This window comes from Arthrobacter sp. UNCCL28 (genome assembly GCF_900102805.1).
GTDB classification, from domain to species: domain Bacteria; phylum Actinomycetota; class Actinomycetes; order Actinomycetales; family Micrococcaceae; genus Arthrobacter; species Arthrobacter nicotinovorans_A.
The window spans coordinates 490648-508688 of sequence record NZ_FMWE01000003.1 but is presented as its reverse complement, the minus strand read 5'-3'; the positions used below and the strand labels follow the sequence as shown (position 1 = coordinate 508688).

The following is an 18041-nucleotide window of genomic DNA, read 5'->3' as shown; positions in this document are numbered from 1 at the left end:
AATGGCAGGGACTCCCTTAGCCGGACAAAAGAATTACCGTAGGAGCTATGGACAACCGGACCGAGACCCGCGACTTCCTTTCCACCAGGAGGGCGAAGCTGACTCCGGAGCAGGCTGGACTTGCCGTCTATGGCGGCAACCGCCGCGTTCCGGGACTTCGCCGGGGCGAAGTGGCCATGCTGGCTGGTGTGAGCGTGGAGTACTACACCCGTCTTGAACGCGGAAACCTGGCCGGGGCCTCGGAGAGCGTCCTGGAATCGCTCGCCGGCGCCCTGCAGCTCGACGACGCCGAGCGCGCCCATCTCTTCGACCTCGCCCGTGCAGCCAGCGACGGCGGCAAATCCCGGCGTCGTCCGGTCCGGAAGCAATCGATCAGGCAGGGCGTACAACTAACCCTGGATGCGATTACCGGTGCCCCTGCCTTTGTGCACAACGGCCGCTTGGACATCCTCGCGGCCAATGCAATGGGCAGGGCGTTGTACTCCGATATCTTCGACAGTCCGGCCGGTCCCCCAAACCTTGCCCGCTTCCTGTTCCTGGACCCCCGCAGCCACGATTTCTATGCGGACTGGGAACGCGCCGCCAACGACACGGTGGCCATGCTGAGGACTGAAGCCGGCCGCGATCCCTATGACCGGGGATTGAGTGACCTGGTTGGTGAGCTGTCCACGCGCAACGAGGCTTTTCGAGTCCGGTGGGCATCCCACAACGTCCGGCTCCACTTCAGCGGCAAGAAGCAGTTCCGGCACCGGCTGGTAGGCGACCTTCACGTGGTGTACGAAGCACTGGGGCTGTCCGCGGACTCTGGCCTGACATTGACCGTATACAACGCCGAGCCCGGTACAGGCACCGCGGACGCCTTTCAGCTGCTGGCAAGCTGGGCAGCGACGACCCCGGCACAATCAGGGGACTTCGAGCCACTCAGTCACTACCAGTAGGCCTCCTTCAAAAGAATCAGGCATGTTTCATCAATGGGGAGTACGGCTGTCCGGAGTGTTCGGGACTGATCGTTTACCTTTGGTGCATTGACCACTCCGTAAGCTCCACCAATAATTGTGGGAAGCGCTTTCCCCGATCCCTCAGCACGGAGCGACGTGAATCCCGAGCATCACCTCAACTACGACTACTCCCCCTGGACTTTCTGGACTTCCGCCTCGCAGTCCGAACGGGAGGCGCAGCACGCCTACCACAAGGATTTCATCCAACGGACTGGAGCCACTATCGGTGAGGGAGCGTTCCTCTCGCCCAAGGCAAGCATCGACCCTGATTCCCTCTGCATCGGCGAGCGATCCTTCATTGCCGCCCATGCCTACGTCACAGGCACCATCACCATGGGCAACGACTGCACCGTCAACGCCTTCACCGTAGTGCGGGGAAATATCACCATGGGCGACGGAGTGAGAATCGGTGCACACACGTCCATTCTGGGCTTCAACCACTCCATGGATCCGGCCGAACCTGTCTTCAGGCAGCCCTTGACCAGCAAAGGAATCCGGATCGGAGACGACGTCTGGATTGGCTCCAACGTGGTGGTCCTTGATGGAGTCCGCGTGGGCTCCCATGCCGTCTTGGCTGCGGGAGCGGTGGTCACCAAGGACGTACCTGATTGGTCCATTGTGGGCGGCAATCCGGCACGTCGGATCCGTGACCGGCGGGATCCCGTTGCCGCCCCGACTGCCGATCTCCCCGAGACGGACGCGGATGCCGGCAACGGGCTGTCAGCAGCCCTGGCCTCGTTCGCCGATGCGGCCCGCACCGATGCTCCGCTGATTCTTTCCCGGCACTGGACCGACTCTGGCGGCGGCCGCTACGTGGACGGTCCGCAAAAGGCGCCCACGGTCAGGGCGCACTGTGATGCCATCGAGATCGCGGACCTCCTGCTGGGTACCGTCCCTGCGCAGCTCTCTCGGGAGGAACACATCGAACGACTGCAGTCCCTCCAGGATCCAGGCACAGGGTTGCTGCCGGAGCTTGGGTCCAACCATTTCAGCTCCGATGCTCCGCTGGTCTTCGGAGAGGGGCCGGCAACCTATCACGTCCTCTCAGCCGGTTATGCGCTGAATCTCCTGGGCAGCCGGTTCCGGCATCCAGTGCACTCCGTGGCAACCATGGATCCGGCAACATTGCTCTCTTCCTTGGATGCGCTGCCCTGGCATGAGGAAGCGTGGGGATCAGGGGCGTGGGTAGATGCATGGGGCACTGCAGCCTACTGGAACCTTGAACAGGAACATCCGAACTCCGTTGGCTCGTTGGAGGCTCTGTTCGGTTGGTTGTTGACGCACATCAACCCCGTGGCAGGAACGTGGGGTATACCCACTGCCAGCACGCGGCTCAAAGTAGTCAATGGGTACTACCGCCTCACCCGCGGCACTTTCGCCCAATATGGCGTCCCTGTGCCCCATGTTGAGCGCTTGGTGGACACTGTGCTCGCGCACTCCGGCGACGAACGGTATTTCGCTCCCGGAAAGCAGAATGCCTGCAATGTCCTGGACGTCGTCCACCCCCTCTGGCTTGCATCCAAGCAGACTTCCCATCGTCGGGCCGAGATGAACAGTTGGGCCCACGTTCAGCTGGAGGAAGCGCTCGGCTGGTGGAATCCAGACCAAGGAATGGCCTTCAGCACCGAGCCTGGGAGTGGACCGGACCACCTGCCGACTCTTCAGGGAACTGAGATGTGGCTGTCCATTATCTGGTACCTCGCTGACCTCCTGGGCCACGCCGGGGCATTGGGATACCGTCCACGTGGCGTACATCGTCCCGAACCTGCGTGGAAGCTGCCGGGCTTTTCTCACGGTAACCAGCGGGGGAACAAGGATTCCCCCGGGGCCGCCCGGAGGAATCCTTGAATCATCCCGCCAGCGGGTCAACCCGCTGGCGAGTCAGCCTGTCAGTGGTTTAACAGCCAGCCTTAGCGGCCGCCTCCGCCGATGACGCCGGCTTCAACGGCTTTGGCCACGGCATCGGCTTCTGCCTGCGTGAGCTTGCCGTCAGTGACTGCCTTGTCCAGCCGCGTTTTCAGTGCAGCGGACCGCTCCGCTGTGGCTTCAGCCCGGATCTCCTCCAAGGCTGTGGTGACCTTCGCTTCATCCACGCCCAACGCTTCGGCCAGGGACTTTGCAAGGGCGGCGTCCTGGGCCGTCCGGTCGGGCTTGGCGCCTTCGGTTCCTTCGGCCGGCGGGGTTGTGGGCTTGTTAGCCTCCCGGAAGGCCTTCAGGGCGTCGGTGACCTTTGACTCCTCGACGCCCAGCTTGCTGGCCAACTGAGTGGCAATCTGGCCGCCGTCGCGTCCGTGGCCGTGGCCTCCGCCCGGACGCCCGCCCACGTCAGAAGGCTTGCCCGCATCGGCGGAAGAAGTAGCCGCCGGCGATGGTGTGGTGGCTGCGGTCGCGATGCTGGTTACTCCAAGGCCTGCGCCCAATGCCAGGGCTCCGGCCGCAACGCCCAGCGTAATTCTCTTGGTTTTCGACATGTACCTCTCCTCGATGAGCCGTTGGTACGGCTGGTGTCTGAGGGACGGGCGTGAGCGCCGTCCTCTTTCAACAATGAGAGGACAACCCCAGCCCACGCTGTCGCGAACCTGTCATTCGCCTGTGAAAATGAACGTCAGGCTGTGAGGGCCCTCAGTGGATCCTGTCGAGGGCGTCCATGAGCCGCTTGGCCGAGCCTCCCAGATTCCACTCGGTGGCGAGTTTTTCGAGCTCCTCGCGTGCAGCCCCGGCAACGGGACGCAGTTCAGCGCCCGCGTCCTCAAGTGTGGGTACTTTGAGGTCCCGCACTACGTTGACGACGGCGGGGGCTACTTTAAGGTAGTCCGCCGCTGCCGAGAGTTTGGCCCGTATGGAAGCGGATAACCCGCCGTCGGGGTCTTTAGCCGCTTCGAGCAGGCCTTCCAACGAGCCGTGCACGCCCAGCAGGGACGCTGCTGTCTTCTCCCCGATTCCCGCCACACCTGGCAGTCCGTCGGAAGCATCTCCGCGGAGGGTGGCGAAATCAGCGTATTGGGCGGGCAGGACACGGTACTTTCCCACGACGACGACGTCGGTGAGAACTTCCAGGTTTTTCATCCCACGGGCTGTGTAAATGACGCGGACCGCGCGTTCGTCGTCGACCAGTTGGAAAAGGTCGCGGTCGCCGGTGACCACATCCGTGGGAAAGGTTGCCCGGCTCGCATAGGTCCCAATGACGTCATCGGCCTCGTGCTCGTCAACGCCCACAACGGCGATTCCGGCCAGGTCCAGTACCCGGCGGATCATGGGAATCTGGGCTTCCAAGGGGTCCGGGACCACTTCGACGTCAGGGCCGTGCTCGATGATCTCCGCAACCCTGTGCGATTTGTAGCTGGGAATCAAGTCCACGCGCCATTGCGGCCGCCAGTCATTGTCCCAACAGGCGACCACGTGGGTCGCTTCGTAGTCAGTGGTGAGGCGGGCGATCATGTCCATCAGCCCCCGAACAGCATTAACGGGGGTCCCGTCCGGGCGGCGTATGGAATCGGGAATGCCATAAAAGGCTCGGAAGTACAGCGAAGCGGTGTCCAGCAGCATCAGTCGGGGCATACCTGATCCTGACACGCCGGAGGTCCTTTGGGCAGGAACCTCACGGGCATCGAACAGAAGGGGGCGCAAAAGACTTGAACGCCACTGTGAGCCGCATTACGATTGACTGAGCGATAATAGAACACGTTGTTCTATTATCGAACACCACCAGCCGCTATGGCCCACGAAGAAGTGAGGAAAGCCCGTGCAGTTTCACCACCACGGTTATGTATCCGGTGACCCGCGAGTCGAGCCCGCAGCCGGCGTCGGAATTAACCGCCCAGCCGAGCTTCCTGACGAAGTAGACGTCCTCATTGTCGGTACCGGCCCCGCCGGAATGCTCACCGCTGCGCAACTGTCCCAGTTTCCGGAGGTGACAACCCGCATTGTGGAACGTCGCCCTGGTCGCTTGGCCATTGGCCAGGCCGATGGCATCCAGGCCCGGAGTGTCGAGACTTTCCAGGCGTTCGGTTTCGCCGAACGGATCATCGCAGAGGCCTACCGCATCACGGAGATGGCCTTCTGGAAGCCGGATCCGGCCGACCACTCACGCATTGTGCGGGCCGCCCGGGCCGTGGATGATCCTGCCGGCATCAGCGAGTTCCCGCACCTGATCGTGAACCAAGCCCGCGTGCTGGACTATTTCGCAGAATTCATGGCCAACTCCCCCGCCCGGATGACTCCCGATTATGGCTACGAATTCCAAGGCCTCAAGGTCACCGGCGACGGGGATTACCCGGTTGCTGTGACCTTGGCCCACACATCCGGGCCCCACGAAGGCCAGGAACGGATCATTCGGGCAAAGTACGTCGTGGGTGCAGACGGCGCCCGCAGCAAGGTCCGCGAGTCCATTGGCTGCCACCTTGCCGGGGACCAGGCCAACCATGCGTGGGGTGTCATGGACGTCCTCGCTGTCACCGACTTCCCGGATATCCGTACCAAATGCGCCATCCAGTCCGGCAGTGGCGGCAGTATCCTGCTGATCCCACGCGAAGGCGGCCACCTGTTCCGCATGTACGTGGACCTGGGAGAAGTGGACCCCAACGACAAAGGGGCCGTGCGCAAGACCTCCATCGAACAGATCATCCAAAAGGCCAACGACATCCTCCACCCTTACACTGTGGATGTGCGCAACGTTGCGTGGCACAGCGTCTACGAGGTAGGCCACCGGCTCACGGACAGGTTCGACGACGTCCTGCCGGAGGAGCGCGGCACGCGTACCCCGCGGGTGTTCATCACCGGCGACGCCTGCCACACCCACAGTGCCAAGGCCGGCCAGGGCATGAACGTTTCCATGCAGGATGGGTTCAACATCGGCTGGAAGCTTGGACATGTCCTTGAGGGGCGCAGCCCCGAAAGCCTCCTGGACACCTACTCGGCCGAGCGGCAGGTCGTAGCTAAGAACCTGATCGACTTCGACAAGCAGTGGTCCACCCTGATGGCCAAGAAGCCCGAAGAATTCGAAGACCCTGCAGAGCTGGAGACTTTCTACTCCAGCACCGCCGAGTTCCCTGCAGGTTTCATGACCCAGTACGACCCTTCCCTGGTCATCGCCGAGGCAAAGCATCAGGGCCTTGCCACCGGCTTCCCGGTTGGCAAGCGCTTCAAATCTGCTCCGGTACTGCGGGTCTGCGACACCAACTCCATGCACTTGGGGCACCACGCCAAGGCGGACGGCCGCTGGCGGATCTATGTCTTCGCCGACGCCGCCTTGGCAGGCGCCCCGGGCCCTGTGGCGGACTTTGCCGAGTGGATCGCGAACTCGCCTGACTCGCCGTTGGCTGCTACGCCGTCGGATGCTGACCGCGACGCATGGTTCGATCTGAAGGTGATCTACCAGCAGGACCACACCAACGTGGACATCAACGCCGTACCGGCGGCTTTCAAACCCACAGTCGGACCATTCAAGCTGACCTACCTTGAAAAAGTCTTTGGCACCGATGCCAACGCGGACATCTTCGACCTGCGTGGCATCAGCCGCGACGGAGCCGTAGTGGTGGTCCGCCCCGACCAGTACGTCGCCAACATCCTGCCCTTGACCGGCACGGCTGAGCTCGGCGGGTTCTTTGCCCCCTTGCTGGCTTCCCGGCCGGGAGCGGGACTCCTTCGCGCATAAAGAGCACGCATCCCCCTGGGATGGGAACTGCCGGCAGGCCGCAAAGCCTGCCGGCAGTTGCGTTTAAGGACCCGGACGGAAGGTCGGCTGTAACGAACATTGTTGCCCACACCGCTCTGGCAAAGCCCTGAAGCGGGGACGACAATGAGGTGGTGGTCCCTCACAACAACGTGGGCGGCGACACGATGCCCCGGCCGCCCGCAAGATCCAGCGCGTCTACCTCACCCTGACGCTGGGCAACACCATCGCGGCCTCTTTCATCTGGGGCATCAATACGCTTTTCCTGCTGGACGCCGGGCTGAGCAACCTGGAGGCGTTCGCCGCCAACGCTTTTTTCACCGCGGGAATGGTGCTGTTCGAGATCCCCACCGGCGTCATTGCTGACGGTTGGGGCCGGAGGGTTTCCTTCCTGCTGGGCACCGTCACCCTCGCCGCATCCACGTACCTCTACTTTGCGCTTTGGCAGGTCCAGGCGCCCTTCTGGATGTGGGCTGTGGTGTCGGTCCTGCTGGGCTTGGGCTTCACCTTCTTCTCCGGCGCCGTGGAAGCCTGGTTGGTGGACGCACTGCGGTTCTCCGGCTACGAGGGCGGGTTGGAATCAGTCCTGGGCCGGGGGCAGATGGTGCAGGGCGTTGCCATGTTGGCAGGCTCGATCGCCGGAGGCGCCATTGCCCAGGCAACCAACCTGGGGGTGCCTTTCCTCCTGCGTGTTGTTGTCCTGGTCGCCATGTTCGCCGTGGCCTTCACCTTGATGCACGACGTCGGATTCTCGCCTGAGCGTTCGACGCATCCCCTTCGGGCCACCCGGGCAGTGCTGTCCGCATCCATTGATAATGGCCTGAAGAATCCGCCGGTCCGCTACGTGATGTTGGCAGCCCCCTTCAGCGCCGGCGTCGGCATTTATGTCTTCTACGCGCTGCAGCCTTACCTTCTGGACCTCTTTGGCGATCCTCGCGCCTACTCCATTGCCGGGCTGGCCGCAGCAATCGTAGCGGGCTCGCAGATCCTGGGCGGCTGGCTTGCTCCCCACGCCCGGCGGCTCTTCCACAAACGCACGTCCGTCCTGGTGTTCGGCGGGATCATGGGGGCGGCCAATCTTGTGGTCCTTGGCTTCACGAACAATTTCTGGGTCGCGCTGGCGTTGCTGGTGCTCTGGGGGGTGGTGGGTTCCGCGGCCACGCCCGTCCGTCAGGCCTATGTCAATGACATGATCCCTTCCAAACAACGGGCTACTGTCCTCAGCTTCGATTCGCTCATGGGATCAAGCGGCGGCGTCGTCATCCAGCCACTCCTGGGCCGTACAGCCGACCTCTATGGCTACCCGCTGTCCCTGGCCACGGCCGGCGTGATCGAACTCATTGCCGTGCCGTTCCTGCTGGCCAGCCGAAAGCAAGGATCTGCAGCAGACCGGGGCAGCACGACGGGAGGCACTGCAGGAGAACAAGCCGCGTCCTGAGCTGGAGGATGGCAGCCGGCTAGCTTCCCGCGCGCTCGGAAACAAGGACCGGATGTGCGGTCACCGGGAAAATCAGGTGCAGCTGCGAACAGGCTCTCTGGACTACAGAGCGGAGCCAGGCATTGGCGGGATCCTCGGTCTGGGAGGGGTGCCAGTACATGGCCTCAACCAGCGCCGCTTCCAGCTTTTGCTCGAAGTCCAGCACTTCGATACTGGCCCCCCGCCGGGCCCTGGATGCCAGCATCCGCGGAACCAGGGCCACCAGGTCCGTACCCTCAACCAGCAGGGGCAGGGACAGGAAGCCGGCCACGGTCGCTGCCACCCGGCGTCGAACGCTCCGCGACTCAAAGAGTTTGTCAGCGGGAGTGCTGATTCCCTCACCGAAGTACCCCACCGCATGTGGCAGCTCCACCAGGTCTGCGAGTGTCACTTCCGGCCTCTGCAGCAGCGGATTGCCGGCGTCGACCACTGCTACAAAGCTGTCGCGGAACAACTGTTTGGATTCGCCCTGCATCTTGTATCCGGTTGGCCCCACCAGCAAGTCCATCTTCGAGTACTCGGCCATCGTTCCGGCAAGGCCCGAGGTCGGAACGAAATCCACCAGGACCCCGGGCGCTTCCTGTTGCAGGATGCCCCGCAACGGCCCAACAATCAAGGCCGCCGCGTAGTCGGAAGCGGCAATGACGAACTCCCGGGTACTCGTGGCGGCATCAAAACCGGAACGGACGCGGGTGGCCCGCTGGACGTGGAGCATGGCTTCATCGACCAACGGGACCAACGACTGCGCAAACGGGGTGAGATCGTAGGTGCGGCCGTGGCGGACCAGCAGTTCGTCGTCGAAATGCCGCCGCAGCCTTGCCATGGCAGCGCTGGTGGCCGGCTGGCTGAGCTGGAGTCGCTCGGCGGCCCGGGACACGTTCCGCAGTTCGAGCAGCACCTGAAGTTGGGGCAACAGGTTCAGGTCCAGGTTCTTCATCCCCCTAGGTTATCCAGCCCCCGGCAACGTCAGTGGCTGACCGGCACCAGCCGGGGGCCCCGGACCAGGACCAACAACAGTGCCAGGGCACAAGCAATGCCCAACGCGCCGAGGGCCAGTGCCAGGTTGCCCAGCGCTGCAGCGGTTGCCCCCAGCACGATGGGCGTCAGGAATTGGCCAATGAACAAGGCTCCGGTCCAGATGCCGGTGCCGCGTCCGCGCTGGGAGAAATTAAGTCCACTGACTGCCCAGGTCAACAACGTTGGCAACAACACACCCGTCCCGGCACTGGCGATGACTGCGCCAAGGATTGCCAGCGGAACACTGCCTGCCACGGAGACAACGCAAAGCCCGACGGCGGCAAGGCCGAAGGCGCCTGCCAACAGTTTTCGGGTTCCCAACGTGGCAAGGAAGCGGAAGGAAATTGCCCCCGCTGCCGTGGCCAATGAAGCGATCGCGGCGGCTCCGCCGATGAGGGCAGCATCCTGGACGCCCAACCCTGCCATGACGTACGGCAGGTGGACGATCAGCGCGTAGAAGACAATGCCCCCGAACAGCGTCACGGCAGCAGGCGCTCCTATCCGGCGCCAAGGCACCGGCTGTTTTACTGCTGACCCGCCCGGGACGTTTACTGCACCCTGGTTTCTGGCCGGCTCCCAAAGCTTGAAGACCATGGGGACCACCAGCACAGCGCCGGCGGCGTAAAGCCAGAACGGCGTCCGCCAACTGATGCTGCCCAAGGCCCCGCCCAAGGCAAAGAAGGCCGTTGCGGCAAGCGCGCTGACCATGGTTTGGAGGCCCAGGTATTTGTTCCTTTGCAGCCCCGCGTAGTAGTCGGTGATCAGGGTGGTGCAGCAGGTCATGATGGCGGCTTCGGCTATACCGACGCCGATCCTTGAGACGGCAATGGATTCAAGGGTGTCCAACCACAGTGGAGCCGTACCAAAGAGTGAATAGGCCAGCATGGCGAAGATCAGCAGCTGCTTTCGTCCGATCCTGTCGGCGACGTAGCCTGCCAAGGGTGAAAAGAGTGCCACGAACAGTGCTGGAAGGGTCAGGACCAGCGGCACCAGAATTGCGACACCAGCGGTATCCGCGAAAACCTGGTTCAAGGTAGGCAGGACCGGTGCCAGCAGGACCGCGCCCAATACCGGCATGCAACTTCCGGCCACAAGAAGTGCGGCCTGGGCTTTGCCGGCCTCCCTGGCGGAGGCCGGGCGCCGCGATCCAAGCGAAGTGGGATCAATGGTGGTCATGGGGGTGTTCCTTCGCCGTTGAAGAGTCCCCGCTACGGCCGGAGCGCCGAGGGGATGTTGATCACTGTGACAAAGCCCACGCGTGCGGTGAATACCCATTTGGGTATAGCAGGTATTCGTGCCAGTGATAGGTACTGGGCTCCTGAACTATTTGTCGGGCGGATAGCTCCTATCAGATAGTTTCTCTTCTCCAAATACGTGATGTGTCTCATGGTGGTTACAGGACCTGCAGAGAACTGTCCGAGACATCAGCACTTAGAAGGAATTCATCGTGGAAACTCCCCTCTCCCATCTTGCCCACCTCGAGATCACCGCTCCGGACGTCGAAGCCTCGGCACGGTTCTACGAGGAAAAGTTCGGCATGCGCATCATCGACCGCGTGGATGGCAACGTCTACCTGCGCTGCTGGGGCGACTACTACCGCTACAGCCTGGTCATCACCGAAGGCCCGGAAGCATCGCTGGGACGCATGGCATGGCGCACCAACACCCAGGCCGCACTGGAAGCAGCCGCTGCCCGTGTTGAAGCAACCGGCGTGCAGGGTACCTGGACTGCCGGTGGCCACGGCTTCGGCAAGGCCTACGAATTCACCGGTCCCTACGGACACCACATGCGCCTGTTCTATGACGTAGAGAAGTTCGTCGCCGAGCCCGGTTTCGAATCCACCTACCCTGACCGCCCCGAGCGCCGCAGCAGCCACGCAGCCGCACCGCGTTTCCTGGACCACGTCACTGTGGCTGCCTCCGATGTCCGCGGATTCGCCCAGTGGTACAACGAGGCTTTGGGATTCCGCGTCATGGCATTCGTGGACCTGGATGAAGCGCCGATCACCGTATTCTCCGTCCTGACCACCAACGAGAAGTCCCACGACCTCGGAGTGGTCCTGGACACCTCCCAGCGTGCCGGTCGCGTCAACCACATCGCTTTCTGGGTCGATGCCACCGAGGACCTGCTCCGCACGGCCGATGTGATGATGGAAAACGGCACCCCCATGGAATACGGACCATCCATCCACGGCGTGGGCGAGCAGAACTTCCTGTACTTCCGCGATCCCTCGGGCCTGCGGGTGGAGCTTAACTCCGGCGGCTACCGCAACTACGTACCGGACTGGGATGCCAACACCTGGAAGCCGTCGGAAGGTTCGAACAACTTCTACAAGAACGGTGCCATGCCGCAGTCCATGACCGAATCCTTCCCGCCCGCTGAAGGCTTCACCGCCACGGAAGAGGGAGCATCGGCGGAGATGAAGGAAGCCCTCCTGAACCCCTACGCAAAGCAGGGCCGGGGCTAATGACACAGGCAAGTTATGCACTGATCCGCTTTCAGGAGCCAGGCGATACCAAGCCCAAAGCCGGCCTGGTGGTCGGAGAACGTGTCCTGCCCCTGGACGGAGACATCAATTCGATCATCCAGCACTGGGACGCCACCGAATCCGAGCTGGACGCCTTGGCCGCCTCCGCGGGTGCCGGTGCAGGCCTGGAACTCTCCGGCGTTGAAGTCCTTGCCCCTGTGGAACCTGCACAGGTGCTGCAAACAGGTGCCAACTACCGCAAGCACGTGATCGACCTCGCCGTGGCACACCGCGATGCCGGCCAGGATGCCGAGGAGGTTCGCGCCAAGACTGCTGCCATGATGGACAAGCGTGCCGGCCAGGGCACACCGTACTTCTTCATTGGCCTTCCGACAGCCATCGCATCAGCCACCGACGACCTTACCCTCCCCGCCTACAGCAAGTCCCATGACTGGGAATTGGAACTGGCGGCCGTGATCGGCAAGGAGGCGTTCCGGATCAGCCCGGAAGAAGCCCTCGAGTACGTCTTCGGCTACACCATGGTCAATGACATCACCACCCGGGAGTACGTCTTCCGCAAGGACATGCCGGCCATCGGGTCGGACTGGTACCGGGCCAAGAATGCCCCGGGCTTCCTGCCGACCGGCCCACTCTTGGTTCCGGCCAAGTTCTTCGGGGACCCCCAGGACGTCCAGGTCACCCTGAAGCTCAACGGCAAAGCAATGCAGGATGAATCCACGCAGGACATGATCTTCGGGGTAGCCAAACTGGTCAGCGAAGCTTCCCAGACGATGCCCTTGAAGCCGGGCGACCTGGTGCTGACCGGCAGCCCTGCCGGCAACGGACAACACTGGGGCCGGCTCCTGCAGGACGGCGACGTCATGGAAGGCACCATTACCGGCCTGGGCACCCAGCTGATCCACTGCAAGGACGAGCAGTGACCACCGACGCCGTGAACGCTTCCCTGATCCAGCGGGACGATCCGATGGCCAGTATTGCCGCCGCCGCAAAACGGTACAACAACTGGGACCGTTGGGGCGAAGGGGACGTGCTCGGGACACTGAACTTCATCGACGCCGCCAAGCGCGTGGAAGCGGCGCAGCTGGTGAAGTCCGGCGAGGCGTTCTCCTTGTCACAGCCCTTTGATACCAACGGCCCCCAGAAGGGATGGCGCCGGCGGACCAACCCCGTCCACACCATGACAGACACCGGCGTCGACGCCGAGCGGGGAAACCAAGGATTCCCGCACGGCTTCGGCGGGGCCGATGACGTCATTGCCATGCCGCTGCAGTGCTCCACCCAATGGGACGGGCTGGGACACATCTTCGATCGCGGCAAGGCATGGAACGGCCGTGCAGCCGGGGATGTTGTCACCTCCGAGGGCGACCTCGTCACAGGAATCGAAACAGCTGCGGCAAAGATCGTGACCCGCGGTGTGCTGCTCGATGTTGGCCGGGCACTGGGTCCTGACCTGGGACGGACCGATGGCGAACTGCCGGACGGGTTTGCCATCACCCCGGAACATCTGGAACTGACCATTGAACGCCAGGGTTCCAGCGCTGAGGTTCGCCGTGGCGATATCGTGGTGATCCGGACGGGGCAGTACACCCGGGTCCGCAGAGATGGCTGGGGAGACTACGCAGGCGGGTCCGCGCCGGGGCTCTCCTTCAGCACCGCCGAATGGCTCCACGGTTCGGAAATTGCCGGAATCGCCACGGACACCTGGGGCTTCGAGGTCCGTCCCAACGAATTTGAGGGCGCATTCCAGCCGTTGCACCAGATCGCGATTCCCAACCTCGGTTTGTTCCTGGGAGAGATGTGGGATCCGGATGCGTTGGCCCAGGCGTGCGCCGCGGATGGCAGGTACGACTTCATGCTGACTGCGGCCCCTCTTCCCATTACCGGAGCCGTGGGTTCGCCGGTGAATCCCATCGCAGTCCGCTGACACGCAGCCCGCTACTACAGGCAGCACAATAGGCAGTAAAGCCGTCACCACAAAGGAGTTTTCAGATGGCAGCAGTACAGAGGGTTGGAATCGTTGGAGCGGGGGCCGCGGGCCTCACTGCTGCCATCCTCCTGGCCGGGTCAGGTATCGAGGTGGAGGTTTTGGAGAAAGCGGCGGAGCCGCAAACCCTGGGCTCCGGCATTACGCTCCAGGGCAACGCCCTGCGGATCCTCCGGGACCTGGGCGTTTGGGAACAGGTACAGGGGAAAGGCTACGCATTCAGCACCCTTGGCCTGCGGGCTCCCGATCCCGCCGGCACTGTGGTGGCGGTACTGGAGGATATCCGCACCGGCGGTGACGACCTTCCCGCAACGCTTGGGATGTACCGGCCGGACCTGACCGAAATCCTGCGCGTCCGCGCCGAAGAAGCCGGGGCCCGGATCAGTTACGGCAAAACAGTCAACGAAATAGCAGACGACGGCGCCACCGTCACCGTCCGCACTGCCGATGGCGCAAGCGCTGCCTACGATCTCCTCATAGGTGCCGACGGTCTTCATTCCTCCGTACGGTCAGCGATCGGCATCGAAGTGGGACCCAAGCCCACCGGCATGGGCATCTGGCGGGCTTTCGTTGAGCGGCCCGAGGACGTCGTCCGGACGGACCTGACCTATGGCGGCCCATGCTTCATTGCCGGCTATTGCCCCACCGGACCGGACACCATCTACGCCTACCTTGTGGAAAAGGCCCAGGAACGCAGGCATGAAGACGGCCCCAGGGTCATGTCCGAACTAGCGGCGGCCTACGGCGGTCCGTGGAACGAAATCCGCGCAAACCTGGACCACAGTGCCCGCATCAACTACACCTGGTTCACCTCGCATCTGGTCGACGGACCCTGGAACCGTGGCCGCACGGTGATCATCGGCGATGCCGCCCACAGCTGCCCGCCGACCGTCGCCCAAGGGGCAGCCATGGCTTTGGAGGATGCCGCGGTCCTCGCCGAACTCCTGATCTCAGCCGACCACCTCACCGAGACACTCTGGAAAGAATTCACGGACCGTCGCTTGGACAGGGCCGCCGCCGTAGTGCGGGCCTCCGTCCAGTTGGGCCAATGGATGCTGGACGGCGTCCGGGACGCAGATGTGCCCGGCCTCATGAACTCACTTTCGACCATGCTGAAGGAACCCGCGTGAACACCGCCGCAACCAATCACCAACCCATCCTCGACGTCCACGCCCACGTCCTCATCCCAGCCCTCCAACAAACCGTGGCGAACGCGGACCCCCAGGGTTTCGCAGCCCTGCAGGCACTGGAAGTGCGGAGGAACGGACCTGAGTCCATGGCGAACTCGGGCGTCATGATCAAGGAGAGGTGGCCCCAGCTCACCGACCTCGACAGGCGCCTGGCAGATATGGATGCCCAGGGGGTGGACGTCCAGCTCGTCTCTCCCTCGCCATCGCATTTCTACTACTTTGCCGGGGCCGGGCTTGCGCTGACGCTGGCCAAGCAGGCCAACGAGGCAGTACGCGGGCTGGTACAAGGGGCTCCGGACCGGTTGAACGGCTTGGGACTGGTGCCGTTGCAGCATCCGGACCTCATGGTTGAGGCCTTGGAACATGCAGTCATCGAATGCGGCCTGCAGGGCGTTGAAATTGGATCGTTTGCCGGTACGCCCGGCGATCCGGAGCACACCACCGTTGAGCTCTCCGATCCACGGCTGGAAGCCTTCTGGAGCCGGGCCGAGGAACTCGGCGCCCTCGTTTTCCTGCACCCGTTCGGCTGTTCCCTGGACGAGCGCCTGGACCGGTTCTACCTGGCCAACACCGTTTCCCAGCCTGCCGAGAACGCCGTGGCCCTTTCCCACCTCATTTTCAGCGGAGTCCTGGACCGTTACCCGGGGCTTTTGATCCTTGCTGCCCACGGCGGGGGTTACCTTCCCACCACGATCGGCCGTTCCGACCATGCGTGGAAGGTACGTCCGGAGGCGCGGAGGTGCGCCGAACGGCCGTCGTCATATCTTCAGCGGATCTTCTTCGATTCCCTGGTTCACAATCCGCGCGAACTCGCCGCGCTCGTCCAGGCCGCAGGGCCCGGCCAGGTGATGCTCGGTTCCGACTACCCCTTTGACATGGGTTCGGATGACCCTGTTGGCGAGGTCCATGAGGCAGGTCTTTCCGAAGCAGATGTCGCAGGAATCCTTGCCGGGAACGCAGCCCGGCTCGGCCTGACCGCCGCCGCTGCCCTCACCGCCCGCCCCACCGCCTAAGGAAGCCGCCATGGTAAAGATCGCCCGCTGGAACTACGACGGCGGTACTCACGAAGGATTCATCGAGGACGGCAACTGCTTTGCAATGCCCGCGGGACGGACCGTTCAGCACCTGCTGCAGGCGGGCCTGGAGGAGGCATTGTCAATTGCCGCGGCAACCAGCCGGGATGTACCTCCGGTTGCCTTGCAGAAAGTCCAGTTGCTGGCCCCGCTGCTCCCTGGGACAATCCGGGATTTTGTGGCCTTCGAGGAACATGTTGAAGGGGTGCGCAAGAGCATTGATGGTGTGGCCGGCGTAGTTGCCGAATGGTACGAAGCCCCGACCTTTTATTTCACCAATCCTCACACAGTGACCGGGACGGGCGAGGTCATCGGCATTCCGGCAGGTTGCAGCGAGCTGGATTTTGAGACAGAAGTTGCGGCCGTCGTGGGGTACGTACAGGGCAGTGAAGGGAAGAACCTGTCCGCAGCCGACGCGCACCGGCACATCTTCGGCTACACGATCCTCAACGATTGGTCGGCGCGTGATCTCCAGAGGCGGGAGATGAAGGTCAGCCTGGGGCCGTGCAAAGGGAAGGACTTCGCCAACACCCTCGGCCCGTGGATCGTGACGGCAGATGAATTCGAGCATTTGCACGACGAGGAGGGGTTCCTGCCCCTTGCCATGTCCGTTGAGGTCAACGGCGACGCCATTGGCCAAGACCTGCTCTCCAACATGGGGTGGCCCTTCGCTGAGCTCGTGGCCTATGCGTCCCAGGACTCCGTGGTCCGGCCAGGGGACGTCCTGGGCTCGGGAACCTGTGGCAGCGGCTGCCTGGCTGAGCTTTGGGGACGGAACGGCAGCAGGACTCCGGCGCCGTTGAAGACCGGGGACAGCGTAAGAATGACCGTGGACGGAATCGGCTCCATCATCAACACTGTGGGTGAGCGCCGCGAGGCCGTGACCAGGGTACCGGCCCGTTCCCGGCCCGGAACAAAAGCACGCACCGGCCAGGAAATGCGGGAGACTGTCACCAACCACTAAAAGAAAGCGCGGTCCACCTTGATTTCCCTGCAGCAGGACACTGAAGGCTTCGTCCGGATGAAAAGGCACTTTCCGGGCGGCGCTTCGGTATCCATACTCTTCACCGACGGAAGCCGGGAAGTCTTTACAGGCCAACGGCTGAACGAGATCTACGATGAGGCGCTGGCTGCGTATCGGGCCGGCAACCATCTGGACGCCAAAGGATTCAACCGCGGCCCCCGCAAGAAGGTCCAGGAAACCATCGAGTTCATCCCCGTGTCCCCTGGCATGTCTGCCTAGCTAACTGCTTCCTGGCTAACTGCTGACCGGCTCACCGGCGCCGCGCGGTGGCATGCTGGACACAGAAGGGTGTCCACGGACGTGCCTCGAGCCGGGCCTCCGGTATGGCTGCCCCGCACACCTGGCACGTACCGTAGTTCCCCGTGGCTATCCGCTCGAGGGCGGCTTCTACCTGGTCCAGGCCGGCGCGGCTTTGGTCAAGGAGGGCTTCCGCCTGGGAAAGCTCGAACGCTATGGTGCTGCCCTCGGGATCGTGTTCGTCGTCCACATTGGAGTCCTGACGGGCAAGGCTTACCGACGTGATGTCGCTGCGCAGCGCCTCAACGAGCTTGAACTTGCGGTTCCGCTCCTCCTCAAGGAGGAGCCGGAACCGCTGGACGTCAACCACGGCTCAGAGGTCCACCGTTCCGCTTTCGCCCACGCTGAAGCGGGAGTTCGTAACCTTGGACTTCACCCATTGGAGCACTGTAGCGGCTGTCCCGCCGGGGCTGGTCCAGTACTCTGCCGAATCTGAGTCAACGTGCAGCAGGCAGACCTCCGGGGTTTCGGGCCCGTCCGGATACCAGGCTTCGACCACTTGGTTCCACATCTCGCGGATTTTCTGGCGGTCGGTCACCACTTCAGCGGTGCCGGCCACGGAAACCCACTCCGTGTTCTTCCCAAAGGAAACATTGACGCGGGGATCCTGCCGCACGTGCGCAACCTGCGAGGTGTCCAGTCCTGTGAAGAACCACATGTCGCCGTCGTCCTTGACATCCTGAACAGCGAGCGGCCGGCTGACCAGCGCGCCTTCTTCGTTGATGGTGGTCAGCATTCCGATCCTGGAGTCGTTGATAATCTCCGTCACCTTGGCAATGCCTTGCTCTTCAGTCATCTTTCCCTCAATTCTCCATGCCAGGG

At 63.0% G+C, this 18041-nt stretch carries 17 protein-coding genes; 11 read left to right on the top strand and 6 right to left on the bottom strand.

The genetic code is table 11. From position 1 onward, the window contains the following. Positions 1-47 precede the first annotated feature (47 nt). The gene (locus BLQ01_RS10880; protein ID WP_091551733.1) at positions 48-938 is read left to right on the top strand and encodes a helix-turn-helix transcriptional regulator; all 891 of its coding nucleotides are present in this window, start codon (positions 48-50) and stop codon (positions 936-938) included. Positions 939-1094: 156 nt separating this feature from the next. Next, positions 1095-2846 (top strand): acyltransferase, encoded by a 1752-nt coding sequence (locus BLQ01_RS10875; RefSeq protein ID WP_091551731.1) that lies wholly within the window; start codon positions 1095-1097, stop codon positions 2844-2846. Positions 2847-2908: 62 nt separating this feature from the next. On the opposite strand, the gene BLQ01_RS10870 is transcribed toward BLQ01_RS10875, so the two are convergent. After that, complete coding sequence (locus BLQ01_RS10870; protein WP_091551729.1) at positions 2909-3469, bottom strand: Clp protease N-terminal domain-containing protein; 561 nt, start codon at positions 3467-3469, stop codon at positions 2909-2911. Between the two features lie 151 nt (positions 3470-3620). Continuing rightward, positions 3621-4556: a 5'-3' exonuclease gene (locus tag BLQ01_RS10865; RefSeq protein ID WP_254779366.1), complete on the bottom strand. Its 936-nt coding sequence runs from the start codon at positions 4554-4556 to the stop codon at positions 3621-3623. A 184-nt stretch (positions 4557-4740) separates the two neighbouring features. On the opposite strand from BLQ01_RS10865, the gene BLQ01_RS10860 reads away from it, so the two are divergent. Continuing rightward, positions 4741-6651 carry an FAD-binding monooxygenase gene (locus BLQ01_RS10860; protein ID WP_091551726.1) on the top strand — a complete coding sequence of 637 codons (1911 nt, stop codon included), beginning with the start codon at positions 4741-4743 and terminating at the stop codon, positions 6649-6651. Between the two features lie 205 nt (positions 6652-6856). Continuing rightward, positions 6857-8107 (top strand): MFS transporter, encoded by a 1251-nt coding sequence (locus tag BLQ01_RS10855; RefSeq protein ID WP_091551724.1) that lies wholly within the window; start codon positions 6857-6859, stop codon positions 8105-8107. Positions 8108-8126: 19 nt separating this feature from the next. Here the strand turns inward: BLQ01_RS10855 and BLQ01_RS10850 are convergent, their stop codons facing one another. Both BLQ01_RS10850 and BLQ01_RS10845 read right to left on the bottom strand, forming a co-directional pair. Beyond that, positions 8127-9083: a LysR family transcriptional regulator gene (locus tag BLQ01_RS10850; RefSeq protein WP_026540568.1), complete on the bottom strand. Its 957-nt coding sequence runs from the start codon at positions 9081-9083 to the stop codon at positions 8127-8129. 29 nt (positions 9084-9112) lie between these two features. After that, positions 9113-10339, bottom strand: coding sequence for an MFS transporter (locus BLQ01_RS10845; protein ID WP_091551723.1), 1227 nt, complete (start codon positions 10337-10339; stop codon positions 9113-9115). Between the two features lie 271 nt (positions 10340-10610). Here BLQ01_RS10845 and BLQ01_RS10840 point away from each other — a divergent pair, with 271 nt between their 5' ends. The 7 genes from BLQ01_RS10840 (at position 10611) to BLQ01_RS10810 (ending at position 17141) form a co-directional block, all read left to right on the top strand. Further along, the gene (locus tag BLQ01_RS10840; protein ID WP_091551721.1) at positions 10611-11630 is read left to right on the top strand and encodes a VOC family protein; all 1020 of its coding nucleotides are present in this window, start codon (positions 10611-10613) and stop codon (positions 11628-11630) included. Next, on the top strand, positions 11630-12571 hold the full coding sequence (locus BLQ01_RS10835) for a fumarylacetoacetate hydrolase family protein (protein WP_091551719.1): 942 nt from the start codon (positions 11630-11632) through the stop codon (positions 12569-12571). Before BLQ01_RS10840 ends, BLQ01_RS10835 begins: the two co-directional genes overlap by 1 nt. A gap of 44 nt (positions 12572-12615) precedes the next feature. Then, positions 12616-13575, top strand: coding sequence for a cyclase family protein (locus BLQ01_RS10830; protein ID WP_175493428.1), 960 nt, complete (start codon positions 12616-12618; stop codon positions 13573-13575). Positions 13576-13640: 65 nt separating this feature from the next. Continuing rightward, on the top strand, positions 13641-14765 hold the full coding sequence (locus tag BLQ01_RS10825; protein WP_091551718.1) for an FAD-dependent monooxygenase: 1125 nt from the start codon (positions 13641-13643) through the stop codon (positions 14763-14765). Then, the gene (locus BLQ01_RS10820; RefSeq protein ID WP_254779364.1) at positions 14762-15838 is read left to right on the top strand and encodes an amidohydrolase family protein; all 1077 of its coding nucleotides are present in this window, start codon (positions 14762-14764) and stop codon (positions 15836-15838) included. The genes BLQ01_RS10825 and BLQ01_RS10820 overlap by 4 nt, the downstream gene beginning before the upstream one ends. 10 nt (positions 15839-15848) lie before the next feature. After that, on the top strand, positions 15849-16862 hold the full coding sequence (locus BLQ01_RS10815) for a fumarylacetoacetate hydrolase family protein (protein ID WP_091551715.1): 1014 nt from the start codon (positions 15849-15851) through the stop codon (positions 16860-16862). A gap of 18 nt (positions 16863-16880) precedes the next feature. Continuing rightward, positions 16881-17141 (top strand): hypothetical protein, encoded by a 261-nt coding sequence (locus BLQ01_RS10810; RefSeq protein ID WP_026540560.1) that lies wholly within the window; start codon positions 16881-16883, stop codon positions 17139-17141. 31 nt (positions 17142-17172) lie between these two features. On the opposite strand, the gene BLQ01_RS10805 is transcribed toward BLQ01_RS10810, so the two are convergent. Together BLQ01_RS10805 and BLQ01_RS10800 are read right to left on the bottom strand one after the other, a co-directional pair. Further along, positions 17173-17529: a TraR/DksA family transcriptional regulator gene (locus BLQ01_RS10805; RefSeq protein WP_091551713.1), complete on the bottom strand. Its 357-nt coding sequence runs from the start codon at positions 17527-17529 to the stop codon at positions 17173-17175. A 3-nt stretch (positions 17530-17532) separates the two neighbouring features. After that, positions 17533-18015, bottom strand: coding sequence for a pyridoxamine 5'-phosphate oxidase family protein (locus tag BLQ01_RS10800; RefSeq protein WP_026540558.1), 483 nt, complete (start codon positions 18013-18015; stop codon positions 17533-17535). Positions 18016-18041: the final 26 nt, after the last annotated feature.